Source organism: Streptomyces sp. NPDC089799, assembly GCF_040684755.1.
In the GTDB taxonomy this organism is placed as follows: domain Bacteria; phylum Actinomycetota; class Actinomycetes; order Streptomycetales; family Streptomycetaceae; genus Streptomyces.
Genome location: NZ_JBFBGR010000002.1, coordinates 25,808 through 49,085 on the forward strand (window position 1 = coordinate 25,808; position 23,278 = coordinate 49,085).

Annotated in this window: 17 protein-coding genes and 1 pseudogene; 10 read left to right on the top strand and 8 right to left on the bottom strand. The window is 74.6% G+C overall.

The genetic code is table 11. The features are described 5' to 3' along the window. Nucleotides 1–27 precede the first annotated feature (27 nt). The 3 genes from AB0O36_RS01830 (at nt 28) to AB0O36_RS01840 (ending at nt 3,939) form a co-directional block, all read left to right on the top strand. Nucleotides 28–597: a PadR family transcriptional regulator gene (locus AB0O36_RS01830; protein ID WP_365102614.1), complete on the top strand. Its 570-nt coding sequence runs from the start codon at nt 28–30 to the stop codon at nt 595–597. Then, entirely contained in the window at nt 584–1,381 is a 798-nt protein-coding gene (locus AB0O36_RS01835) for an SGNH/GDSL hydrolase family protein (RefSeq protein WP_365102617.1), read from the top strand. Before AB0O36_RS01830 ends, AB0O36_RS01835 begins: the two co-directional genes overlap by 14 nt. Before the next feature lie 113 nt (nt 1,382–1,494). Then, nucleotides 1,495–3,939: a UvrD-helicase domain-containing protein gene (locus AB0O36_RS01840; RefSeq protein ID WP_365102620.1), complete on the top strand. Its 2,445-nt coding sequence runs from the start codon at nt 1,495–1,497 to the stop codon at nt 3,937–3,939. A 31-nt stretch (nt 3,940–3,970) separates the two neighbouring features. Here the strand turns inward: AB0O36_RS01840 and AB0O36_RS01845 are convergent, their stop codons facing one another. After that, complete coding sequence (locus tag AB0O36_RS01845) at nt 3,971–4,807, bottom strand: methyltransferase domain-containing protein (protein WP_365102623.1); 837 nt, start codon at nt 4,805–4,807, stop codon at nt 3,971–3,973. A 236-nt stretch (nt 4,808–5,043) separates the two neighbouring features. On the opposite strand from AB0O36_RS01845, the gene AB0O36_RS01850 reads away from it, so the two are divergent. The 3 genes from AB0O36_RS01850 to AB0O36_RS01860 all read left to right on the top strand — a co-directional run bounded on the left by AB0O36_RS01850 (nt 5,044) and on the right by AB0O36_RS01860 (nt 8,199). Beyond that, nucleotides 5,044–5,628 carry a TIGR03086 family metal-binding protein gene (locus AB0O36_RS01850; protein WP_365103253.1) on the top strand — a complete coding sequence of 195 codons (585 nt, stop codon included), beginning with the start codon at nt 5,044–5,046 and terminating at the stop codon, nt 5,626–5,628. Nucleotides 5,629–5,706: 78 nt separating this feature from the next. Next, complete coding sequence (locus AB0O36_RS01855) at nt 5,707–6,954, top strand: aminotransferase class I/II-fold pyridoxal phosphate-dependent enzyme (RefSeq protein WP_365103256.1); 1,248 nt, start codon at nt 5,707–5,709, stop codon at nt 6,952–6,954. A 48-nt stretch (nt 6,955–7,002) separates the two neighbouring features. Then, complete coding sequence (locus AB0O36_RS01860; protein WP_365102625.1) at nt 7,003–8,199, top strand: MBL fold metallo-hydrolase; 1,197 nt, start codon at nt 7,003–7,005, stop codon at nt 8,197–8,199. Between the two features lie 15 nt (nt 8,200–8,214). Here the strand turns inward: AB0O36_RS01860 and AB0O36_RS01865 are convergent, their stop codons facing one another. The 3 genes from AB0O36_RS01865 to AB0O36_RS01875 form a co-directional block, all read right to left on the bottom strand. Then, the gene (locus tag AB0O36_RS01865; RefSeq protein ID WP_365102628.1) at nt 8,215–9,012 is read right to left on the bottom strand and encodes a hypothetical protein; all 798 of its coding nucleotides are present in this window, start codon (nt 9,010–9,012) and stop codon (nt 8,215–8,217) included. Nucleotides 9,013–9,094: 82 nt separating this feature from the next. Next, complete coding sequence (locus AB0O36_RS01870) at nt 9,095–9,724, bottom strand: NAD(P)H oxidoreductase (protein ID WP_365102631.1); 630 nt, start codon at nt 9,722–9,724, stop codon at nt 9,095–9,097. A gap of 2 nt (nt 9,725–9,726) precedes the next feature. Further along, nucleotides 9,727–10,737 carry an NADP-dependent oxidoreductase gene (locus tag AB0O36_RS01875; protein ID WP_365102633.1) on the bottom strand — a complete coding sequence of 337 codons (1,011 nt, stop codon included), beginning with the start codon at nt 10,735–10,737 and terminating at the stop codon, nt 9,727–9,729. A gap of 198 nt (nt 10,738–10,935) precedes the next feature. Between AB0O36_RS01875 and AB0O36_RS01880 the strand changes: the two are divergent. After that, nucleotides 10,936–14,342 (top strand): annotated as a pseudogene (locus AB0O36_RS01880) (BTAD domain-containing putative transcriptional regulator). Nucleotides 14,343–14,501: 159 nt separating this feature from the next. On the opposite strand, the gene AB0O36_RS01885 reads toward AB0O36_RS01880, so the two are convergent. Together AB0O36_RS01885 and AB0O36_RS01890 are read right to left on the bottom strand one after the other, a co-directional pair. Further along, nucleotides 14,502–15,146 carry a VTT domain-containing protein gene (locus tag AB0O36_RS01885; protein ID WP_365102636.1) on the bottom strand — a complete coding sequence of 215 codons (645 nt, stop codon included), beginning with the start codon at nt 15,144–15,146 and terminating at the stop codon, nt 14,502–14,504. 7 nt (nt 15,147–15,153) lie between these two features. Next, on the bottom strand, nt 15,154–15,930 hold the full coding sequence (locus tag AB0O36_RS01890) for an MBL fold metallo-hydrolase (RefSeq protein WP_365102638.1): 777 nt from the start codon (nt 15,928–15,930) through the stop codon (nt 15,154–15,156). 268 nt (nt 15,931–16,198) lie between these two features. Here AB0O36_RS01890 and AB0O36_RS01895 point away from each other — a divergent pair, with 268 nt between their 5' ends. The 3 genes from AB0O36_RS01895 to AB0O36_RS01905 all read left to right on the top strand — a co-directional run bounded on the left by AB0O36_RS01895 (nt 16,199) and on the right by AB0O36_RS01905 (nt 20,473). Further along, a complete protein-coding gene (locus AB0O36_RS01895; protein ID WP_365102640.1) occupies nt 16,199–16,603 on the top strand; it encodes a hypothetical protein in 405 nt (134 codons plus the stop codon). 245 nt (nt 16,604–16,848) lie between these two features. Then, complete coding sequence (locus AB0O36_RS01900; RefSeq protein ID WP_365102642.1) at nt 16,849–18,948, top strand: phage holin family protein; 2,100 nt, start codon at nt 16,849–16,851, stop codon at nt 18,946–18,948. A gap of 109 nt (nt 18,949–19,057) precedes the next feature. Continuing rightward, complete coding sequence (locus AB0O36_RS01905; RefSeq protein WP_365102645.1) at nt 19,058–20,473, top strand: amino acid permease; 1,416 nt, start codon at nt 19,058–19,060, stop codon at nt 20,471–20,473. A gap of 83 nt (nt 20,474–20,556) precedes the next feature. Here the strand turns inward: AB0O36_RS01905 and AB0O36_RS01910 are convergent, their stop codons facing one another. Beyond that, nucleotides 20,557–22,146 carry an RNA polymerase sigma factor gene (locus tag AB0O36_RS01910; protein ID WP_365102648.1) on the bottom strand — a complete coding sequence of 530 codons (1,590 nt, stop codon included), beginning with the start codon at nt 22,144–22,146 and terminating at the stop codon, nt 20,557–20,559. A gap of 266 nt (nt 22,147–22,412) precedes the next feature. Then, on the bottom strand, nt 22,413–23,186 hold the full coding sequence (locus tag AB0O36_RS01915) for a class I SAM-dependent methyltransferase (RefSeq protein ID WP_365102650.1): 774 nt from the start codon (nt 23,184–23,186) through the stop codon (nt 22,413–22,415). Nucleotides 23,187–23,278: the final 92 nt, after the last annotated feature.

The window sequence follows — 23,278 nt, forward strand, 5'->3', positions numbered from 1 at the left end:
GGGAGCAGACGGAACGGAGGCCCTTCCATGGCCCTGCGGCATGCCGTGCTCGCGGCACTGCTCGACGAGGAGCTCAGCGGCTACCAGCTGGCCAAGTCCTTCGACCTGGGCGTGGCCAACTTCTGGCACGCCCTGCCCCAGCAGCTCTACGCCGAGCTGGCCAAGCTGGAGGCGGACGGGCTGGTGGCCGGGCGGGAGGTGGTCCAGGACACCCGCCCCAACAAGCGGATGTTCCGTGTGACGGATGCCGGGACCGCCGAGCTGGAGCAGTTCGCCGCGAAGTCCGCCAAGCCGTCGGTCCTCCGGGACGATCTGGCCGTCATGGTCCAGGCATCCGATCTCATCGACCCCGGAGCGGTCGTCGACCGGCTGGAGGAACGGGCCGCCTTCGCCCGTGCCAAGGCCGAACTCTTCGACGGCCTGCTGCGGAAGTTCCGCGGCGGGCTCGACGAGGACGAGTTCCTGCGCCGCGGCGAACGCGTCGGCCCCTACCTGACCTGTCTGCGCGGCCTCGCCTTCGAACGGGGCAACCAGGAGTGGTGCGAGCGGGTCGCCGCGGTCCTGAAGGAGAGGCGGTCGGCCCGTGCCGGAGACTGAGCGGCAGCAGCGGTACCTGCGGTACGTCGCCCTGGGCGACAGCCAGACGGAGGGGCTGGGGGACGGGGACGACACCGTCGGGCTGCGGGGCTTCGCCGACCGGTTCGCCGAGCGGCTCGCGGTGCACAGCCCCGGCCTGAGGTACGCCAACCTCGCCGTGCGGGGGCGGCTCGCCGGGCAGGTCCGTACGGGCCAGCTCGACGCCGCGCTCGCCCTCCGGCCCGACCTGGTCACCGTCGTCGCCGGGGTCAACGACGTGCTCCGTCCCTCCTTCGACGCCGACGAGGTCGCCGGTCATCTGGAGGCGATGTTCGCCGCGCTCACCGGGCAGGGCGCCCGGGTCGTCACCGCGACCTTCCCGGACATGACGCGACTGGTCCCGCTGGCCCGCCCGCTGGCCGGCCGCGTGCACGCCCTGAACGGGCGCATCCGGCAGGCGGCGGAGCGGCACGGCACCGTCGTGGCCGACACGGCCCCGTACCCGGCCGTCACCGACCCCCGGCTGTGGAGCCCCGACCGGCTGCACGCGAGCCCGCTCGGACACCAGCGGATCGCGGACGCCCTGGCCGACGCGCTCGGCCTGCCCGGCAGCAGCGACGCCTGGACGCGCCCGCTGCCCCCGCCGCCCGTTCCCGCGCCCGCCGGCCTGCGGGCGGCCGCGGCCGAGGCGCGCTGGGCCGCCGCCTTCCTCGGTCCCTGGCTGGGGCGGCGGCTGCGCGGCCGCTCGTCCGGCGAGGAGCGCACGGCCCGGCGCCCGGGCCTCCTGCCGGTCACTGCCGGATAGCAGCGGGTTCCGTCCGTAGTCAACTTCTCCCGGCGGAGTTGACCGTGGGTGGATCATGCGTCCACGCTCTGTGGAGTGGTCGACGGAGCCGCGATGCCCGGAGAGGACACGCTGTGGCCTTCAAGCCGACGGACGAACAGCAAGCCGCCTGCGACGCGTTCGGCACCGGCGCGGACCTCGCGCTGGTTGCCGGGGCCGGTACGGGGAAGACCTCGACCCTGGTGCTGATGGGGTCCGCCGCCGGGAGGCGGCGCGGGGTGTACGTCTCCTTCAACCGGGAGATCGCCGATCACGCGAAGAGCGTGTTCGGCCCCAACGTGGAGTGCCGTACCGCCCATTCGTTCGCCTACCGGGCCGTCGGGCGCCGGTACGCCGACCGCATCCGGAAGTCCGCGCACCTGCCCCCGGCCGAGACCGCCCGCCGCCTGGGCCTGCGCCGCGACCTGGTCGTCAACGGCCGCATCATCAAGATCAACCATCAGGCCCGGCTGGTGATGGGCATGGTCCGGCGCTTCTGCTACTCCACGGCCGAGTCGGTCATGGGCCGTCATCTCGAACCGGTCAACGGACTGGCTCCCGACGAACAGGACCATCTGGCGGCGGTGCTGCACCCCTACGCCCGCAGGGCGTGGGAGGACATCCGGTCACCGCAGGGCAGCCTGCGGTTCGAGCACGACCACTACCTGAAGATGTGGGCGCTGACCCGGCCGGTGCTGCCGGGAGAGTTCGTGCTGCTCGACGAGGCGCAGGACACCAACCCCGTCCTGGAGGAAATCTTCCTCGACCAGCAGGCGCAGCGGGTGTGCGTCGGCGACCCCGCCCAGCAGATCTACGCATGGCGGTTCGCCAAGGACGTCATGTCCGGGTTCCCCGCGGCGCAGTTGCGGCTGACCCAGTCCTTCCGGTTCGGCCCGGCCGTCGCGGAGCAGGCCAACCGCTGGCTGGAGCACGCCGGTTCGGACATGCGCCTGGCCGGGTTCGAGGCGAAGGCCTCGCGCCTGGCGCAGCTTCCGGAGGCGGACGCGGTGCTGGTCCGCGGCAACAACGACGCGGTCGCGGAGATCGTCTCCCACCAGCAGCGCGGAGTGCCGGTGGAGCTGTGCGGCGGGGGCGAGGCCCTGCGCCGTGTCGCCCGGGCCGCGCAGCAGCTGCAGGAGGGCAGGGGCACCTCGCACGCCGAGTTGTTCCTGTTCAGGACCTGGGAGGAGGTGCAGGAGTACGTCGAGCACGACCGTGCGGCGGCCGATCTGCGCACCCTGGTGAAGCTGGTGGACACCTACGGGCCGGAAGCGATCATCCGAGCCGTGGACCGGCTCGCCCCCAGGGGGGAGGGCAGGGTGATCGTCTCCACCGTGCACAAGGCCAAGGGCCGGGAGTGGGCGCGGGTGCGGATCGGGCCCGGCTTCCACCCGCCGGTGCCGGACCAGCACGACGTACCGCAGCCGATCCGCCTCGACGAAGCCCGGCTGGCCTACGTGGCGGTCACCCGGGCCGGCGACACCCTGGACATGGCGGGACTGTCGTGGCTGGACCGGCACGAGCAGCAGCTCGCCGCCCTCGCCGACCGGAGCGGCACGCTGAACGCCGGGCTGATCGCCCTGCCGCTGACCAGGCAGCTCGCCTACCCGGGCGCACCCGTCTCCCGCTTCATGGCCCGCCACCTGCCCGGAGCGCAGGCCGTCCGGGACGACTACCTGCGCCGTGTCGCCGGTCTGCCCCAGGCCGTGCAGCCGCTGGACGTCCGCTCGCCGAACTGGCCCTGCCTCGGGCACGTGATCGACTACCGGCTGCGGCTGTCGCTGGGTTCCCCGCTCGGCGGGGCGGTGACGGGCGGTGTGCTGTTGGTGCAGGACGAGAACGAGTTGCTGCTCGGGGCCGCCCCGCGCGGGGCGGCCCGCAAGAGCCTCGGCGTGGCCGGCCGGGAACTCCTGGAGCGCATCGCCGCCTGCCTCCGTCACCCCGACGGGACGGAGGAGGACGAACTGACCCGCCTCTGCTACGTCGCGGCCCAGTTCGAACGCGTCTACCGGGAAGGCGGCGTCGAGGCCACGAGCATGTTCGCCGGACTGCGCCAGGAGGTCACCCTGGACGGCCTGCTGGCCCGCGTGCCCGGCTATGCCGTGGAGGACGCCGCAGCCCAGATGCGCCTGGCCCGGCCCCTCTTCGAACGCTTCCGGCAGCTGCCGCCCGAGGCGATCACCTGCGCTCCCGTCCCCGAGGGCGCGGCGGACCTCGGCGGCGCGGACGGCGACTTCGTCCTCGACGGGCTCCTGCTGGACTGCAAGGCCACCCTCTACCCCCGCCGGATCGGCCGGGAGGAGATCCACCAGCTCGCCGGCTACACCCTGCTCGACTACCCGGACGCCTTCGGCATCACCGGCGTCGGCCTCTACCTCTCCCGGCAGGGTGCGCTCATCGACTGGTCCCTGAAGGACTTCCTCGCCCTGCTCGGAGCGAGCAAGCCCGTCGACGAGCTCAGGGAGCTGCTGAAGGCCGAACTCCGGGAGGCGGGCCGGCAGTGCCCCGGCCTTCCGCTGCGGGTCAACGGCCTGCGCTGATGCACGGCCGGGGCCGGCGCCCGGTTCCGGGTCAGGCGCGGGCCAGGACCTCGCCGTTCAGGACCGAGAACCAGGCGTCGGGGTGGGCGCCCCAGGCGCGCCACGCTGCAGCCGCCGCTTCCAGCTGCCCGGGCGTGGCGTGGCCGCCGTCCACCGCGACGGCCGCGTACGACGAGGCCGTCGTACGGTCCGCCCACAGCTCCGACCACCAGGCGATCTCGTCCGGAGTGGCGTAGCACCACGTGTCGGCCGAGGAGCGGACGTCCTCGAAGCCGGCTTCCCGCGCCCAGGCCTTCAGCCGCCGGCCCGCGTCCGGCTCGCCCCCGTTGGACCGGGCGACCCGCTCGTACAGGTCCAGCCAGTCGTCCAGCCCGGGCTGCGCCGGGTACCAGGTCATCGCCGCGTAGTCCGCGTCCCGGACCGCCACGATGCCGCCCGGCCGGCACACCCGGCGCATCTCCCGCAGCGCCCGCACCGGGTCGCCCACGTGCTGCAGCACCTGGTGGGCGTGCACCACGTCGAAGGTGTCGTCCGGGAAGTCCAGCGCGTGCACGTCCGCCACACCGAACTCGATGCCGTCGATCCCGCGCTCCGCCGCGTACGCCTCCGCCTGCTCGACCACGCTCCCGGCGGCGTCCACCGCCACCACCCGGCCGGGGGCGACCAGTTCGGCCAGGTCCGCGGTGATCGTGCCGGGGCCGCAGCCGACGTCCAGGACGGACATGCCCGGCCGCAGCTCGCCGATCAGGTAGGCGGCGGAGTTCCGTGCGGTGCGCCAGCGGTGCGAACGCAGCACCGAGTCATGGTGCCCGTGCGTGTAGACGGCGGTCTCGCGGGCGGGTGCGCCCTGGCTGTCTGCGTGGTTCATCGCGTCACTCCTCTTCGTCTTCGTCGAAGGCTTGCGACCTGAGGTCTGCGGCCTGAGACCACCGTAGAGGATCTTGTCGGAATGTGAGATACGTGTATTGAGATGTGGACAGAGTTCTTGTGGGGCAAGGGGATCGCGGGTGTCGCTGGCAGGGTTTGGGGGAGGCGAGGAGAGTGGGCCGCAAGGGGCGGGTGCCGCGGGAGCGGGTGCAGGAGACGGAGAGGACGGTGGGTTCCATGGGAGACGGCCGGACGGACTCGTTGCTCCAGTGGCACGCCAAGGCCCTGGACCTGTTCGGCGAGCGGGTGCACGCGATCCGCGAGGACCAGTGGGACGCGCCCACGCCGTGCACCGAGTGGAGCGTGCGGGACCTGGTCAACCACGTCACCGGGGAGCAGCTCTGGACACCTCCGCTCGTCACCGAGGGCCGCACCGTCGCGGACGTGGGGGACGAGCTCTCCGGGGACCTGCTCGGCGCCGACCCGGTGGGCGCCTGGGACCGGGCCGCGGCCGCCGCGCGGGCCGCGTTCGCCGCGCCGGGGTCGCTGGACCGGACCGTCAAGCTGTCCTACGGGCCCGCGCTCGGGTCGGCGTACTGCTCGGAGCTGACCGCCGACTGCGTGGTGCACACCTGGGACCTCTGCCGGGGCATCGGCGCGGACGACCGGCTGCCGGACGACCTCGTCGAGTTCGCGATCAAGGAAGTCATGCCGTACGCGGACGGGCTGGCGGCCAGCGGACTCTTCGCCGCCCCGGTCGAGGTCCCGCCCGGAGCGGACGCCCAGACCCGGCTGCTCGGAATGGTCGGGAGGGCGCCGTAGGGCGGTTGGCCTTATAAAGGGCAAGTCAAGGCAAAGCCGGGCATGCCGGAGGGTGAGGAGGCGGAGGCGGTGGAGGGGATGCAGCGCACGGCACCGGAAGGCCGCGGGCCCGTCCGTTACGGTCCGCCCGCGCCCGAGCCGGGACTGCCCGTCCTCCCCGAACTGCGGGCCGTACTGGCCGCGGCCGCCGGCACCGCCCCGGCCGAGCCCCCCGGCGGCGGTCCGGCGGTCCGGGAGGCCGCCTGCCGCTACTGGGAACGCCGCGGCCTGCCCAGCGCCCCGGACGAGATCGCCGCCGGGCCCGGCGCGCCCGCGCTGCTGCTCGCCCTGCTCGCCGCGGCCGGCGGCGACGTGCTGCTGCCCCGCCCCTCCCCCGCCTGGTGGACCCCGCAGGTGCGGCTGCTCGGGCACCGCGCCCACCACGTGCCGACCCCCGCCGAGTGCGGCGGCGTACCGGATCCGTGGGCACTGCTGGAGACCGTACGGCGGGCCCGGGCCGAGGGTGGCGATCCCCGGCTGCTGCTGCTCAGCACGGCCGACGACCCCACCGGCACGGTGGCCCCGCCCGAACTGCTGCACGAGGCGTGCGAGGCGGCGCAGTCCGAGGGCCTGCTCGTGGTCAGCGACGAGACCTGGCGGGACACCCTGCACCGGCCGCAGGAGACCCTGCTGGTCAGCCCGGCGGAGATGGTCCCCGGGCAGGTCGTGGTGCTGGTCGACCTGGCCGGGTCGCTGCTGCCGGCCCGCTGGCCGGCGGCCGTGGCCCGGTTCCCCGCCGGCCCGCGGGGCGCCCTGCTGCGGGCCCGCACCCTGGACGTGCTCACCGCGACCGGGGCCGTGACGGCCGGACCGGTCGCCGCGGCCGCGGCCCACGCCCTGGACGAGCCGGAGGCGGTGGCCGTACGGGCCCGGGCCGAGGCCGCCCTGCACGGCGCGGTGGCCGCCGAGGCGCACCGGCGGCTGCTGGCCGCGGGTGCGCTGGCCAGGCCCCCGCAGGCCGGGCGCCACCTGTACGCCGACCTGACCCCGCTGCGCGCGGGGCTGGCCCGGCGCGGCGTGACCGACGCCATGGAGCTGGAGGACTGGCTCGGCACCCGTCTGGGCGGTTCGGCGCCCGGCGGACAGCGGTTCGCCGACGAACTGGGCGCGCCGCGCTTCCGGCTGGCCACCGCACCCCTCCTGGGCGCCACGGAGGAGGAGCGGCTGGCCGCACTGACGGCACGCGACCCGCTCGCCCTGCCGTACGTGCGCCAGGCGCTGGGGACGCTCACGGGGGTGCTGGCCGAACTGGCGGACCCGTCGCACCTGGTCGACGCGCAGCTGTGAGACCGCCGCGCCCGGTGGTCCAGTCACCCGGTGAACGGAGCCATGCAGATGACGGACCAGGCGGACAGGCCCGACACACTGCGCCGTGCGGCGGTACGTCCGGGCACGACGGGTGGCCGGGGCCCTGACGGCCCCGACACGGAGCCCGCTGCCGAACCGGGCGCCGAACCGGGCGCCGAACCCGACGCCGGAGCCGATGGGGGACCGGACGGGGGAGCCGGCGAGGGAGCCGATGGGGGACCGCGCCGGCCCGCGGTCCCGGGCCGTACGGCCCCCGCCCACGGCGTGGTCCGGGCCCTCGCCGAGGTACGGATGTGGCCGCGGTCGTTCGCGGACCGGCTGACCACCCCGCTGCCCGGCATGCGGGAGTTCGCGCGGCTCGCCCGCGAAGGGGCCCTGAGGCCGGCTCCGGAGGGCCTCCACGGGATCCCCGACCTGCCGTACGAGCCGGGCCCGCTGCCGGAGGCCCGCCCCGGCACGGTGGCCGTCACCTGGGCGGGGCACGCCAGCTGGGTGGTCCGGATCGGCGGCCTGACCGTCCTGACCGACCCGGTCTGGTCCCGGCGGATCCTCGGGACCCCGGCCCGGATGACCCCGGTCGGGGTCCGCTGGGAGGACCTGCCGCCGGTCGACGCCGTCCTGATCAGCCACAACCACTACGACCACCTGGACGCGCCCACGCTCAAGCGGCTCCCCCGGAACACCCCGCTCTTCGTGCCGGCCGGCCTGGCCCGCTGGTGCCGGCGCCGGGGGTTCACCACGGTCACCGAACTGGACTGGTGGGAGGCGGTGGAACTGCGCGGCGTCCGCTTCGACTTCGTCCCCGCGCACCACTGGTCCAAGCGCACCCTCATCGACACCTGCCGGTCGCTGTGGGGCGGCTGGGTGCTCACCGACCGGGCGGGGACGGGCACCAGGGTCTACTTCGCCGGGGACACCGGCTACGGGCACTGGTTCCGGGAGATCGGCCGCCGGCACCCGGGGATCGACCTGGCGCTGATGCCGATCGGCGCGTACGCGCCGCGCTGGTGGCTGCGGGACGTCCACGCGGACCCGGAAGAGGCCGTGCGGGCCTGCCAGGATCTCGGTGCGCGGCGGATGGCGCCGATGCACTGGGGCACCTTCGTGCTCTCGGCCGAACCGGTCCTGGAGCCGCTGCTGCGGGTACGGGCGGCCTGGGCGCGGGCCGGCCTGGACCGGGCGGACCTGTGGGACCTTCCGATCGGGGCTTCGGCGTTGCTGTGAGGCGAGTCGTTCCGGTCAGGAGGCGGGGCCGTCCGGGGTCGCCTTCCGGATCACCGAGGTCACGTACTCGCGCTGGTTCTCGTCCTCGTCCGCCGCACCCGCGTTGTCCGGGATGCCGAACGGTTCGACGGTCACTCCGGTGCCCGTGCCGGTGACCTCCAGGCCCAGGTACCCGGCCATGAAACGAAGATCGATGCGTACCCGGGGTGAGCCCGCGTGCTCCGGCATCCGGTGGATCCGTGCCGTCGGGTAGTCGAGGCCCGTCAGCTTCCGGTGCATCGCGTCGTGGCCGGTCGCCCCCGTGTTCTCGAACGCTTCGACGATGCGTTTCGCGTGCTCGCGGCCCTCGCACGTCTCAAGGGCATCCAGCGGGACCTCCTGGAGTTGCTCGGGCCGGGGGGAGGGGGTCGGCTTCGAGGACGGCGGCGGCGGAAGTTCCGAGACGGGGACCCGTATGTCTCCGTTGGCGTCCGGAACACCCGGCGGAGTCCGGCCGGGCCCGTACCCCGGTGTGCCGGGACCGTCCCATCCGGGCAGTTCCCCGGGCTTGGGCGGCTCGCCCGTGGCGCTGGGCTGCGGCGTGTCCGGAGCGCAGATCTTCAGGGTGCGCATGCTCAGGTCGAGGAACCGCATCTCCTGCTGGTCGCCGCTCTGCGGAGCGGCCGCCGTGGGAGACGCCGAGACGGCGCTGCCCGCCGAGACCTGCTCGGTGCCGGTGCCGGTGCCGGTGCCGGTCTTGGTGCCGCAGGCGGACAGGAGCAGGCAGCCGAGCAGGGCCGCAGGCAAGAGCTTCGGAAGGGATCTCGATCTCATGCAGGCATCGTGCCGGGGGGTGAGAACGGCCTGCATGAGTACACGTACTCACCCCCCGTCGGCGATCCGACTCCCTTACCGGTCAGTGCCTTTCACCGGCCCGCACGAAGCCGTCCAGGATCTCCTCCCCGGCCTTGAGGGCCGTCTCGCCCGCGGTGAGCGAGTCGTACACGAAGCCGACGGTGGCGTCCTCGATCCCGCAGTAGGCGGCGATTCCCGTCCGGAGGAGGCGGGAGACCGTCTCCTCCCAGCCCCGTGCGGCGAACTGCCGCTCCCCGTACGCGGCCACGGCGAGCCACAGCAGCCGCTTGCCGGCGAGCCGGGACGGGCTGCTGCCGCCCCCGCCCCCGCCCCCGTCGCCGTACGCGAAGCCGTGGTTCCAGACCCGGTCGATCCACCCCTTGAGGATGGCCGGCAGCCCGAACCACCAGAGCGGGAAGACCACGACGATCGTGTCGGCGGCATCGAGCCGCGCCATGTGGGACCGGACCTCGGGCGAGTACGACTTGCCCGGGTCGGCCCAGTCCGGCTCGTCGGCCGGGGTCATCCGCGGGTCGAAGTCCTCGGCGTACAGGTCGAGTACGTCGACCTCGTGGCCGTCGGCGACCAGCCGGGCCCGGGCCCGCCCGGCGAGGGCGGCGGTGAGGGAGTCCGGGCGGGGGTGCGCCACGACCAGCAGGGCGCGCGTACGGGTGGGAGTCGGGGCGCTCACGGTCACTCGCCCCCCAGACGGACCAGCATCTTGCCGGTGTTGGCGCCGCGCAGCACGCCCAGCAGGGCTTCGGGAGCCTGCTCGATGCCCTCGACCACGGTCTCCCGGGTCCGCAGGGTGCCCTCGGCGAGCCAGCCCGCCGCCTTGCCGATCCACTCGGGGAACAGGTCGAAGTGGTTGGTGACGAGCATCCCGCGCAGCGTGACCTCCCGGGCGGCGGCCACGAGCAGGTTGTCCGGACCGGGGGCGGGGGTGGTGCTGTTGTACCCGCTGACGGCCCCGACCAGGGCGATCCGGCCGCCACCGCGCACGGCCCCGATCGCCGCCTGGAGGTGGTCGCCGCCGACGGCGTCCAGGTAGACGTCGATCCCTTCGGGCGCCGCCTGGGCGAGCTGCGCCGGCAGGTCGCCGGCCCGGTAGTCGATCGCCGCGTCGTAGCCGAAGCCGTCGAGCAGCGCGCGGGTCTTCTGCGGGCCGCCGGCCGAGCCGATGACCCGGGAGGCTCCCAGCCGGCGGGCGAGCTGCCCGGCGACGCTGCCGACGGCACCGGCGGCGGCCGAGACGAAGACGACGTCGCCCTCGCGGACCGGGGCGGTCCGGGTGAGCGCCGCGTACGCGGTCAGGCCGGTGGCGCCGAGTGCGCCGAGGTACGCCCGGGCCGGCGCCAGGGCGGTGTCCACGACGGTGGCCGCCGCCGCGTCCAGGACGGCGTACTCGCGCCAGCCGAGGAAGTGGGAGACGGTCGCGCCGACCGGCACGCCCGCGGCGCGGGAGGCGATCACTTCGCCGATCGCGCTGCCGTCCAGGGCGGCGCCGATCTCGAACGGCGGGACGTAGGACGGTCCGTCGTTCATCCGGCCCCGCATGTACGGGTCCACCGACATCCAGGTGTTGCGGACCAGGATCTGCCCCTCGGCGGGCTCGGGGACCTCGGTGGTCGAGAGGGCGAAGTGTTCGGGGCCGGGCTCGCCCACGGGGCGGGCGGCGAGGCGGATCTCACGGGAGGTGGTCATGGCTGCGGTGCCTTTCGTAGTGGTCCGAACCGGACGAGAAGAACGATGCGGGGCACCGCGCACGGCTTACCGACGGTCCGCGCACGGAGGTCCGTGAGTCCGGCCGCGGGATCCGTGCGTGCACGCACGCGGGTTCGTGGGTCAGCCGGAGCCAGGCTCCCGAACGGGCGTGCGACGACGGCGGGTTACCGTGATCACATGCGATTCGAGGTGCTGGGACCGGTGGCGGTGCGTACGGACGACGGCCGTCCCGTCGCGGTGCCCGAGGCGAAGGTGCGGGCGCTCCTCGCCGCCCTGCTGGTGCACCACGGGCGCCCGGTCGCCGCGGACCGGCTGGTCGACGACCTCTGGGGGGAGGACCTCCCCGGCAATCCCGCCAACACCCTGCAGACCAAGGTCTCCCACCTCCGCCGCGTGCTGGCGGCGGCCGAGGAGGGCGGGCGGGCCCTGGTCGCCCACGGACCGGCGGGATACGTGCTGCGTGCCGGCGCTGAGGCCGTGGACGCGGAGCGCTTCGCCGGGCTGACCGACCGCGCACGGGCCGCCGCCGGGCCGCGGGAGCGGGCCGCGCTGCTGCGGGAGGCGCTGGGGCTGTGGCGCGGAGAGGCGTACGCCGACCTGCGCGATGCCGCGTTCGTCCAGGCGGAGACGGCCCGCCTGGAAGAGCAACGGCTCACCGCCCACGAGGATTTGGCGGAGGCACGGCTGGAGCTCGGCGAACATGCCGTTCTCGCGGACGAGTTGAGCGCCCTGGTCGCGGCGCATCCGCTGCGCGGCCGGATCCGCGGGGCCCACATGCGCGCCCTGTACGGGGCGGGCCGGGCGAACGAGGCGCTGGACGCGTACGCGGACCTGCGCCGCCGGTACGCCGACGAACTCGGCCGGACCCGGAGCCCGAACTCACCGCGCTCCACACGGCGATGCTCCGCCGGGACCCGGTGCTCGGCCGGGCGGCCGCGGCCCCGCGCGGAGGCAGCGCACCGGCTCCGGCCGAGGACACCGGCATGACACCGGGACGGGCGGGCGCCCGGCCCCGTACGAACCTGCCCGCGCCGGTGAGCACCCTGGTGGGGCGGCAGGAGGCCGTCGACGGGGTGTGCGCCCTCCTCGACGCGGGCCGGCTCGTCACCCTGACCGGACCGGGCGGCGTCGGCAAGACCCGGCTGGCACTGGAAGCCGGCCGGCGGCTCCTGGACGGCGCGGCGTTCCCGGACGGGGTCTGGCTCGTGGAACTCGCCGGGACCAAGGGCGAGGTCGCGGAGACGGTGGCCGCGGCCCTGGGCATCCGCGAGGAGGGCCCGGGCCAGGGCGGTCCCGGTGGTCCTCCCGGGACGGGCGCCCGGGGCGGCCCGCCCGGCGGCTCCCCGGTCGCCCCGACCGGCAGTGCGGCGGCCGACGGCATGCTGGCGGAGGTGCTCGCGGATGCGCTCGCGGTCCGCCGTACGCTGCTCGTCCTCGACAACTGCGAACACGTCCTCGACTCCGTCGCACCGCTCGTCGGCCGACTGCTCCGGCGGGCCCCCGGCCTGCGGGTCCTCGCCACCAGCCAGGAGCCGCTGGCCGTGTCCGGCGAGATGCTGCACGGAGTGCCTCCGCTGGCCGGCGCCGAGGCGGTGGAACTGTTCGCCGCCAGGGCCGCGGCCGCCGCCCCCGGCTTCGCCGTCACCCCCGACAACCACGAGGCCGTCGAGCTGATCTGCCGCCGCCTGGACGGCATCCCGCTCGCCCTGGAACTCGCCGCGTCCCGCGTCCGCGCCCTGGGCGTGCACGCGCTCGCCGACCGGCTCCACGACCGGTTCCGCCTGCTCAGCCAGGTGCGCAGGGACGCCCCGGCCCGCCAGCGCACCCTCCGCGCGATGATCGACTGGAGCTGGGAGCTGCTGCCGGCCGCCGAGCGCGCCGTACTGCGCCGACTGGCCGTGTTCTCCGGCGGGTTCACCCTGGAGTCCGCCGAATCGGTCTGCACGGGCGTCGGGGAGGGCCGGGGCACGGACGAGGGCTCGGGTGCCGGCGTGGACCCGGGTGCCGGCGTGGACCTGGGTGAGGGCGTGCCGGAGCTGGTCGCCCGGCTGGTCGACCGGTCCCTGGTCGTCGCGGCGTACGAGGACGGGTCCGGCGGGGCCGGGTCCGGCGGGGACGTCCGGTACCGCATGCTCGAATCGGTGGTCGCCTACGGGCTGGAACGGCTCGACGAAGCCGGCGAGACGGGCACCGCCCGCGACCGCCACGCCCGGCACCACATCGAGCTCGCCGAACGCGCCGCCGCCGGGCTGCACGGGCACGGCCAGCGGCGCCGGCTGGCCGTGCTCGACGCCGAGACGCCCAACCTGCGCGCCGCCCTGGACCACGTCACCGGCCCGGGCCCCGGCCGCGCCCCGGAGCAGGGCCTCCGCCTGGCCAACGCGCTGACCTGGTACTGGTTCCTGCGCGGACGGCTCGGTGAGGCGGTGCGCTCCCTCGGCCGGGCGCTGGACGCCGCCGACGGGCCGCCCCCCGGACCGGACTCCGGAGGAGCGGCGAGCGCGCGGGCCCACCGCGCCGCGTTCACCCTCCTCACCGGCGACGACGTACGGCTCACGGAGGCCCACGACGACGCCGGTCCGCGGAGCCGCTGGCTGCTCGCCTACGCCCGCTGCGGCTTCGGCGAGAACCCGGACGCCGGCGCCCCGGACCGGCTCCCGGAGGAGTTCCGCCGGCTCGGCGACCGCTGGGGCGAGGCGGCCGCCGTCGGCATGCTCGGCACCCGGGCGATGTACCGGGGTGACCTGGAGGGTCTGCGCCGTCACGCCGGGCACAGCGCCCGCCTGTTCGGTGAACTGGGCGACCAGTGGGGCCGGTTGCAGGCGTCCGAGCTCCTCGGTGTGCTCGCCGAGATCGCCGGGGACTACGAGTCGGCCGCCCGCCTGCACGGCGAGGGGGTGCGCGGGGCGCAGGAGCTGGAGATGTGGACCCACGCCTCCTTCCGGCTGGCCCGGCAGGGCCGCATCGCCCTGCTCACCGGCGACGACGCGACGGCCACCGAGTTCCACGAGCGGGCCCGGCGGCTGGCCGCGGAACAGTCGCACCGGTCGGCCGAGCAGTTCGCCGAGATCGGGCTCGCCCTCGGCGCCCGGCGGCGGGGCGACCTGGAGACGGCCGAGGCCCTGCTCGGGCCGTGGCTGGCCTGGAACCGGCGGATGCAGGTCCACACCGGAGCCGCCCTGGTCCTCGCACAGCTGGGGTACGTGGCCGAGCAGCGCGGCGAGACCGAACGCGCGGAGGCCCTGCACGGGGAGGGCCTCGCGGCGGCCCGCCGCACCGGTGACCCGCGGGCGCTGGCCCTGGCGTACGAGGGACTGGCCGGCGCCCGGTCGGCCGGCGGCAGGCACGAGGACGCGGCGCGGCTGCTCGGGGCCGCGGCGGCGCTGCGCGAGTCGGTCGGGACGCCGCTGCCGGAGGCGGAGCGGACGGACGTCGACCGGGCGGCCGACCGCACCCGCGCGGCCCTCGGCGGGCCCGCCTTCGCCGCGGCCTTCGACCGGGGCCGCGCACCGACCCCGGCCTCACCCCTGCCCCTGCCCCCGCCCGTGCCCCTCGACCCCGCGGACGGGCCGGGTTCCGGCTGACGCGCGGCCCGCACGGGCACGGAACGCGGGGAGCCGAGAGCGCCCGGACGGCGGGCGGAAAAGGGCGGGCACCCGGCCTCGGCCGCGTCCGGGGCGGGGGCGCACCGGCCCACCGGCGCGTACGGCCCCGCGCCCCGGCCGCCGCCCCCGCCCCGCCGCCTACCGCCGGATCCGGCGCCAGACCGCCGGCGCGCCGCTGATCAGCAGGGTCAGGGCGATCGCCGCCGCCACCCCCTGCCAGGGCTCCGGGAACAGCGCCCCGCCCAGGATGCCGATCAGCCCGTACACCGCCGCCCAGGCCAGGCACGCCGGAGCGTCGCCCCGTACGAAGCGCCGCAGGGGCAGTTCCGCCAGCAGGCAGGCCAGCATCACCGGGATCCGCCCGGCCGGCACCAGCCGGGACAGCACCAGGACGGTCACCCCGCGTTCGTCCAGCTGCCGTTGCGCCTGCGCCAGCCGTTCCGGCGTGGCCCGCGCGCGCAGTGCGGACAGGCGGCGCGAACCGTTGCGGGAGCGCACGCCCCGCTGCCCCAGCCAGTACAGCGTCGTGTCCCCGACGAACGCGGCCAGCGCCGCCACGACGAACACCAGCGTCACCGAGACCGCGGGCAGCGACTGGTGCAGCGCCACCACGGCCGCCGAACTCACCAGCGCCCCCGTCGGGATCACCGGGACCAGCGCCCCGAGGGCCACCAGCAGGAACAGCGTCGGATAGCCGACCGCCTGCCGGGTGGACTCCGGCGGCACCTGCTGCACGTTCGGTGCCTGCTGTGCCTGCTGCACGAGTTCCTGAAGGATCGTCACCGGTCGGTCACGGGACGCTCACCCGCTCCCCGTGCCCCGGCAGCCGTACCGCCACCTTCGGCGCCAGCCGCGCCGCGTGCCGGACGAACTCCTCTCCCGGTGCGTGGAATTCGTGCGGACGCACCGCGTCCATCCCGATCGGCCAGTACGTGCCGTAGTGCACCGGCACCGCCGCGGCCGGTGCCAGCGAGGCCAGCGCGTCCGCGGCCCGCGCCGCGTCCAGGTGCCCAGGCCCCAGGTAGGGGCCCCAGCCGCCCACCGGCAGCAGCGCCACGTCCACCGGGCCCACCTCCTCCGCCATCGCCGGGAACAGCCCGGTGTCCCCGGCGAAGTAGGTGGCCGCCGCGCCGTGGACGACGTACCCGAGCGCGGGCGACCGGTGCGGGCCGAAGGGCAGCCGCCGTCCGTCGTGCCGCGCGCTGACCGCCCGTACGCGCACGCCGTCCCGGACGGAGACCTCCTGACCCGCCACCACCTCGGTCACCGCCAGCTCCCGCCGGCCCGCGATCCGGGCCAGACCCGGCACCGCCCGGCGCGCCCCGTCCGGCACCAGCAGCCGGGTGCCCGGTGCGAGCCGGGCGAGCGAGGGGAGGTGCATGTGGTCGGCGTGCAGATGGGACACGAGGACGACGTCCGCCTCGGCGGCCTCGGGGGGCGGCAGGGCACCGCGGCGGCGCCGCAGATGGGCCAGCCGCCCGGCGAACAGCGGGTCGGTCAGCAGCCGTACCCCGGAGTCCTCGACCGTACACGTGGCATGACCCCACCAGGTGATCTCGACCGGCACGCGGCCCCTCCCTCCGGCGGACGGGAACTCTCCCCACCGAGCCTAGGGGGTGTCTTCCGGATCGGGCCAGGCTCGCCGGAGGACACCGCCGCAGGACACCCACGGAGGACACCCACGGAGGACACTCACGGAGGACACTCACGGAGGACACCCCCGGGGCAGTGGCCACGAACCACGGGCAATACATATGAGCGGCCCGTATGACATACGTCGTAGTGGCTGATCACCCCCTCCTCGCGGGGGGCCGATCGGAGTAGGGTCGGGCGGCATGGATGAGCTGCGGGTGGCCGCGATCGCCAGCCTGGTCCCGCTCGAACAACTGGACGCAGACCCCTTCGTGGTCGACACCCGGAGCCAGCAGGCCATGTGCGCCCGCTGGGCCGCCGACCAGGGTTACGTCGTCACGAGGCAGCTGCTCTTCTACGGCATGCGCGCCGACCACTGCGCCCTGTGGAGCGATGTCGACGAGGGCCGGGTCGACCTGTTCGTGGCCCCCAACCAGCGCGTGCTGCGCAGGGCCCTGAGGTCCGTGGAGGAGTTCACCGCCGAGTGCGAGCGGCGCGGGGTGCGCCTGGAGACCGCCGGCCTCGACGAACCCTCCTACACCTCGGCGATGAAGGCCGAGGTCCACCGCCGGCTGTCCATGCCCACCGCGGGCTACGACGGCACCTGAGCCCCGCCGCCCGGGTCCGGCACGCGCCTGCCCCGCCCCGTGCCCCGGGCCCCCGGCCCCGCCCTCCCCGACCCGCCCACCCCTTCCCCTCCCCGCCGCCGGCGACCGCCGCCCGTGCTCCGTTCGCGCCCTGTTCGAACCCCGGCCGCCCCCTCCGTGTCGGCCGGTCCGCCCGGCAGCCCTGTGCGACGCTGGGAAGGGGGCCCGCGGACGGGGTGCGGGCCGGGACGTGAGGCGGGTGCGGCGTGCTCCACGGGCGTTGGCGGACCACGAGCCGCGCGGTGCTGCGGGTCCTGGTGGTCTGGGCGGTCTCGACCCTCACCATGCTGGTGCTGGCCGCCGTCCTGCCGGACTTCCGACTGCAGGCCGACCAGCCCGGCAGCGGGGACAGCCTCACCGAGATCGCGCTGACCGCGGCCCTGGGTGCCGGAGCCTTCGGCCTGCTCACCGCCCTGGTGTGGCCGCTGATCGTACGGGCCCTGCTGCTCGTGCCGGCCCTGGTCCTCGGCCTGCTCGTGTTCTTCCTCAACGGCTCGCTGCTGCTGCTCGCCCTCGACCTGATCCCCGACGGCCGCGGAGAGGCGGCCCCGGAGACCGCCGTCGTGGTGGCCGCCGTCATGTCCGCGGTCGCCTCGGCCACCTCCACCGCCCTCGCCGTCCGCGACGACGAGGCGTACCGCAGGCGGCTCTACCGGCTGGCCGCCCGCCGCCGGCGCCGCCGCGGCCCGCAGGACCGGCCCGGCGGCTCCGGCCTGCCCGCCCCGGGCCTGGTCTTCCTCCAGCTGGACGGCGTCGGGTACGAGGTGCTCCGGCACGCGGCGGCCATCGGGCTGATGCCGACCGTGGCCGGCTGGCTGGACCACAGCCACGAGCTCACCGCCTGGCGCACCGACTGGTCCAGCCAGACCGGCGCCAGCCAGCTCGGCCTGCTGCACGGCTCCAACTTCGACGTGCCCGCCTTCCGCTGGTACGAGAAGGAGAGCGGCACGGTGATGGTCTGCAACCGGCCCACCAGCGCCGCCGAACTGCAGCGGCGCGCCGCCGAGCGCACCGGGCACGCCGGACTGCTGGCCCCCGACGGCGCCAGCCGCGGCAACCTGTTCGGCGGCGGCGCCCACCAGCTCGCCCTCGTCCTGTCCGTCGCCGCCCGGCGCGGCCGGGCCAACCGGTCCCGCGCGGGCTACTTCGCGTACTTCTCCGACCCGGCCAACGCCGTCCGCACCGCCGTGTCCTTCGTCGCCGAGGTGTTCCGCGAGATCGGTCAGTCACTGCGGGCCCGGTGGGCCGGGGACGGCGGCCCGCGGGTGTCGCGCGGCGGGTCGTACCCCTTCGTCCGGGCCTTCGCCACCGTGGTCGAACGGGACGTCGTGGTGGCCGCGGTGATCGGCGACATGCTGGCCGGACGCACCGCCGTCTACGCCGACCTGGTCGCCTACGACGAGGTCGCACACCACTCCGGGCCCCGCGGCCGGGACACCGACCGGGTGCTGGCCCGGCTCGACCGGAGCCTGTCACTGCTCGCCCGGGTCGCCGAGCACGCCCCCCGCGACTACGGGATCGTGCTCCTGTCGGACCACGGGCAGAGTCCCGGGGAAACGTTCCTCGGCCGCTACGGGCTGTCCCTGAAGGACCTGGTGCGGGCCGGCTGCGGACTGCCGGTGTCCCGCCGGGCCGGGCGCACCCGCAGCGGCGCCGAGGCCCGGGCCGCCGTCCGGGCCGCCCTGCACCGGCCGGTGGAGGAGGAACCGGAGGCCGTCCGCGACCGGGAGGAACGGGGGTCCGACCCGGTGGTGCTGGCCTCCGGGAACCTCGGCCTGGTCTCCTTCCCCGACCTGCCGGGCCGGGCCACCCGGGAGGAGATCGACCGGGCCCACCCGGCCCTGCTGGCCACCCTGGCCAACCACCCCGGCATCGGGTTCCTGCTGGTCGACGGAACGGTGCTGGGACCCGACGGTGCGGAGGCCGCGCTGGACGAGCCCGGCGCGGCGGAGGCGCTGCTCGCCGCGTACGGGCCGGGTGCGGCGGACGCGGTACGGCGTACCGACACCTTCCCGCACGCCGCCGACATCATGGTCAATTCGATGTACGACCCGGCCACCGGCGAGGTGCACGCCTTCGAGGAGCAGATCGGCTCGCACGGCGGCCTCGGCGGCGAGCAGACGCACCCCTTCCTGATGTGGCCGACGGTGCTGGCCCCGCCCCCGGCGTCCCTGGTGGGCGCCGAACAGGTGCACGGGGTACTGCGCGGCTGGCTGCGGACGGCCCCGGAGGATCACCGGCCGGAGGCCCCTCAGGGCGGAACCTTTCCCATCGTTCACGCCCTCGCGCCGGACGAAGAACGCTGATTTGGTGCAGTTCCCGCGGTGCCGCACGATGTGGCGACCGTCCACGATGTGAAACACCCGTTCGCCCGTGGCCCCGTGACACCCTCGAAACCCCTGAGGCGCACCACCTGTGAGCACCACCACCCGCAAAGCCCCGGCGTCGCCCTCCGCTCTCGCTCCGGCCCCGTCCCCTTCCGCGAAGCCCGCCGGCCAGGCGCCGCGTTTCGGGCTCCCCATCGCCACGTGCCTGGTCATGGGCAACATCATCGGCGGCGGCATCTTCATGCTGCCGGCCTCCGTCGCCCCCTTCGGGACGATCAGCCTGGTCGCCTTCGGAATCCTCTCCGCCGGCGCCCTCGCCCTCGCGCTGGTCTTCGGCCGGCTCGCCGAGCGCCACCCGCGCACCGGCGGCCCGTACGTCTACGCCCGCGAGGCGTTCGGCGACTTCGCCGGCTTCCTCTCCGCCTGGAGCTACTGGGTCACCGCCTGGGTGTCGAACGCGGCCCTGGCCGTCGCGGCCGTCGGCTACCTCGCGGTCCTCTTCCCGGCCATCGGCGAGCACAAGCTCGCGATGTGCCTGTCCGCCCTCGCCGTGCAGTGGCTGCCCGCGGCCGCGAACCTGGCCGGGACCAAGTACGTCGGCGCCGTCCAGGTGGTGGCCACCGTCCTGAAGTTCGCCCCGCTGCTGCTGGTGGCCGTGGGCGGCCTCTTCTTCTTCGACCCGGCGAACCTGGGCCCCTTCCTCGCCGACGGCCACACCGCCACCGGCGCGGTCTCCGCCTCCGCCGCGATCCTGCTGTTCAGCTACCTGGGCGTGGAGTCGGCGGCGGTCAGCGCCGGCGAGGTCAAGGACCCCCGCCGCAACGTCGGCCGGGCCACCGTCCTCGGCACGGCCGGCGCCACCCTCGTCTACCTGCTGGGGACCCTGTCCGTCTTCGGCCTGGTCGCGCACGACAGGCTGGCCGGCTCGACCGCGCCCTTCACGGACGCCGTCAACGCCATGTTCGGCGGCACCTGGGGCGGCACCGTGGTGGCCGTCGCGGCGGTGGTCTCGATGATCGGCGCGCTCAACGGCTGGACCCTGCTCAGCGCGCAGACCCCGTACGCGGCCGCCCGCGACGGCCTCTTCCCCAAGGCCTTCGAGACCCGGCGGCGGGGCGTCCCCGTCACGGGCGTGATCGTCACGGTGCTGTTCGCCTCGGCGCTCACCGTCTACAACTACACGGCCGGCTCACAGCGCGTCTTCGAGGTCCTGGTCCTGGTCACCACCTTCACGGCCACCGTCCCCTACCTGCTGTCCGCCGCCGCACAGATCCACTTCCTCGCCGCCGGACAGACCGACCGCGTGGACCGGGGCCGCCTGGTCCGGGACGGCGTGCTCGCCGTGCTGGCCCTCGGGTTCTCGATGTGGCTGGTGGCGGGATCCGGCTACGCGGCCGTCTACCAGGGCGTGCTCTTCCTCTTCGCGGGAGTGCCGGTATACGCGCTGATGGCCGCCCGCCGCAAGCGGGCCGAAGCCCAGCGCGACGAAGCCCGGCGCGCCTGAGCGCGCTCCCGGAGCCTGAACGGCGGAAAGCCCCGCGGGAGTACCCGCGGGGCTTTCGCCTCGATGAGCCGGAGGCCCGGTGATCAGTCGAGGTAGTCGCGCAGCACCTGCGAACGCGACGGGTGGCGCAGCTTCGACATGGTCTTGGACTCGATCTGGCGGATCCGCTCACGGGTGACGCCGTAGACCCGGCCGATCTCGTCCAGCGTCTTCGGCTGGCCGTCGTTCAGGCCGTAGCGCATGGAGACCACGCCCGCCTCGCGCTCCGAGAGCGTCCCCAGGATCGACTGGAGCTGCTCCTGGAGGAAGGTGAAGGACACCGCGTCGGCCGGCACGACCGCCTCGGAGTCCTCGATGAGGTCACCGAACTCGCTGTCGCCCTCCTCACCCAGCGGGGTGTGCAGGGAGATCGGCTCACGGCCGTACTTCTGGACCTCGATGACCTTCTCCGGGGTCATGTCGAGCTCCTTGCCCAGCTCCTCCGGAGTGGGCTCACGGCCGAGGTCCTGCAGCATCTGGCGCTGTACACGGGCGAGCTTGTTGATGATCTCGACCATGTGCACCGGGATGCGGATGGTGCGGGACTGGTCGGCCATGGCGCGGGTGATCGCCTGCCGGATCCACCAGGTCGCGTAGGTCGAGAACTTGAAGCCCTTGGTGTAGTCGAACTTCTCCACCGCGCGGATCAGACCGACGTTGCCCTCCTGGATCAGGTCCAGGAAGAGCATGCCGCGGCCGGTGTAGCGCTTGGCCAGCGAGACCACGAGACGGAGGTTGGCCTCCAGCAGGTGGTTCTTGGCCCGGCGGCCGTCCTCGACCAGGATCTCCAGCTCGCGCCGGTACGCGGGCTTGAGGTCCTCCTCCTCTTCGAGCTTGTACTCGGAGAACAGGCCGGCCTCGATGCGCTTGGCGAGCTCGACCTCCTGCTCGGCGTTGAGCAGGGGCACCTTGCCGATCAGCTTCAGGTAGTCCTTGACCGGGTCGGCGGTGGCACCGGCCACCATGACCGTCTGCGCCGGGGCGTCGTCGTCGTCATCGTCGGACAGCACGAAGCCCTGGGCGCCCTTGGCCGGCTCCTCCTCGGTCTCTTCGTCGAGGTTCTCGAACAGCTCGTCGTTCTCGACGTCGACGGCCTCGTCGGTGTCGGCGTCCTTGGCGGTCTTCTTCGCCGCCGTCTTCTTGGCGGTGGTCTTCTTCGCGGTCGTGGTCTTCTTCGTCGCGCGCTTCTTCGGTTCGGCGGCGACGGAGGCGGTGGCAGCGGCCTCCTCGGTGACGGACCCGGCGGCGGCCGCGGTCGGCTGAGCCGATATCGCCGCAGCGGAAGCCGGAGCAGCGACCGACGTCTTGCGCGCGCCGATCGGGCGCGGCGGGGCGGCGGTCTTCTTCACCGTGGTGCGGGCCGGAGCCGCCGCGGCCTTGCGGGGCTTCTTCGCGGCCGTCTTGGCGGCGGGCGCGGCGCTGACGTGCAGGGCCACACCCTCCTCGTCCAGGACCTGGTTCAGGCTGCGCAGGACCCGCTTCCACTGGTCCACCGGGATGCGGCCGGCCTCGAAGGCCAGGCGCACGTCGTCACCGTTGATGTGACCCTGCTCGCGGCCACGCTCGACGAGCGCGACCAGGGCCTCGGATTCGGCGATCTCCGGAGGGAACGTACGGGACGGGCTGAGCGACACAAGGAGCCTCTCGTTGCGAACAGATAAAGGACGGGCGGGACATCATCGCGCGGACTTCCGGAAACGTCCCCACCAGGGTCGGTATTCCGGTGCCGCGCGAGGACACCTGTCGGTTCATCGGCCGCCCGAGTCGATTCGTTACGCGCGGAATTGAGTGACCTGCGCCACGCTGTGTGCGCCACGGCGTGCGCGCCAGGGCGCGTACGCCCCGAAACAGCCCCCCGGCCTGCGCCGGAGAGACCCGCGGTGGCCCGCCGGGCCGGGTTTCAGCCGGTCTTGCGGGCCTCGATGAGGAAGCGCGCGGTGTGCGCCACGAACGGACCTTCGGCCTCGATCCGCTCGTGCAGCTCACGCAGCCGGTCCCGATGGGCACCGACCGTGAAACCGGGAACCATCCAGATCACCTTCCGCAGGAAGTAGACCACGGCCCCGATGTCGTGGAACTCGGTACGCAGCCGCTCCGAGCGCAGATCGGTGACGACCAGCCCGGCCCCCTCGGCCCCGGCAACCGCGTCGTCGGGGTGCCGGGCCCGCCGGACCTCTTCCGGCTGCGGGCCGAGGAAGTACTCGACCAGCTCGAACACGCTGGACGGCCCCACCTGCTGGGAGAGGTACGTACCCCCGGGTCTCAGCACCCGGGCGATCTCGTCCCACCAGACGGTCACCGGATGCCGGCTGACCACCAGCTCGAAGGCGCCGTCGCCGAACGGCAGCGGCGGTTCGTCGGCGTCGGCGACCACCACCGCGCCCAGCGGGTGGAGCAGCCGGGTGGCCCGCTCGACATTGGGCGGCCAGGACTCCGTGGCGGCCATCAGCGGGGGCAGCGGACCGGCGCCGGCCAGCGCGCCGGCCAGCACCTCACCGCCGCCGGTCTGGATGTCGAGGACCGACCGCACACCGCGCAGCCGCTCGCCGAGCATCCGCTGGTAGCCCCACGACGGACGCTGCTCCGTCGCCCGCCCGTCCAGCCAGGAGAAGTCCCATCCGTCCACCGAGACCGACTCGGCTTCCGCCACGAGATCGTCGAATGTGCGCGTCATGTCTTGATCGTCCCAGCCGGGATACCCGCTTTCCACCGCTTATCGGACCGGCGGGGGAGGGACGGGGAGGGGGGACGGGCGCGGGCCGGGGG

Excerpts from the sequence above, each read along its gene's own strand:
- AB0O36_RS01830 (WP_365102614.1), top strand. The coding sequence starts at position 28 with ATGGCCCTGCGGCATGCCGTGCTCGCGGCACTGCTCGACGAGGAGCTC.
- AB0O36_RS01845 (WP_365102623.1), bottom strand. The coding sequence starts at position 4,807 with ATGAACCACGCAGACAGCCAGGGCGCACCCGCCCGCGAGACCGCCGTC.
- AB0O36_RS01850 (WP_365103253.1), top strand. The coding sequence starts at position 5,044 with ATGGGAGACGGCCGGACGGACTCGTTGCTCCAGTGGCACGCCAAGGCC.
- AB0O36_RS01855 (WP_365103256.1), top strand. The coding sequence starts at position 5,707 with ATGCAGCGCACGGCACCGGAAGGCCGCGGGCCCGTCCGTTACGGTCCG.
- AB0O36_RS01860 (WP_365102625.1), top strand. The coding sequence starts at position 7,003 with ATGACGGACCAGGCGGACAGGCCCGACACACTGCGCCGTGCGGCGGTA.
- AB0O36_RS01865 (WP_365102628.1), bottom strand. The coding sequence starts at position 9,012 with ATGAGATCGAGATCCCTTCCGAAGCTCTTGCCTGCGGCCCTGCTCGGC.
- AB0O36_RS01875 (WP_365102633.1), bottom strand. The coding sequence starts at position 10,737 with ATGACCACCTCCCGTGAGATCCGCCTCGCCGCCCGCCCCGTGGGCGAG.
- AB0O36_RS01895 (WP_365102640.1), top strand. The coding sequence starts at position 16,199 with ATGGATGAGCTGCGGGTGGCCGCGATCGCCAGCCTGGTCCCGCTCGAA.
- AB0O36_RS01915 (WP_365102650.1), bottom strand. The coding sequence starts at position 23,186 with ATGACGCGCACATTCGACGATCTCGTGGCGGAAGCCGAGTCGGTCTCG.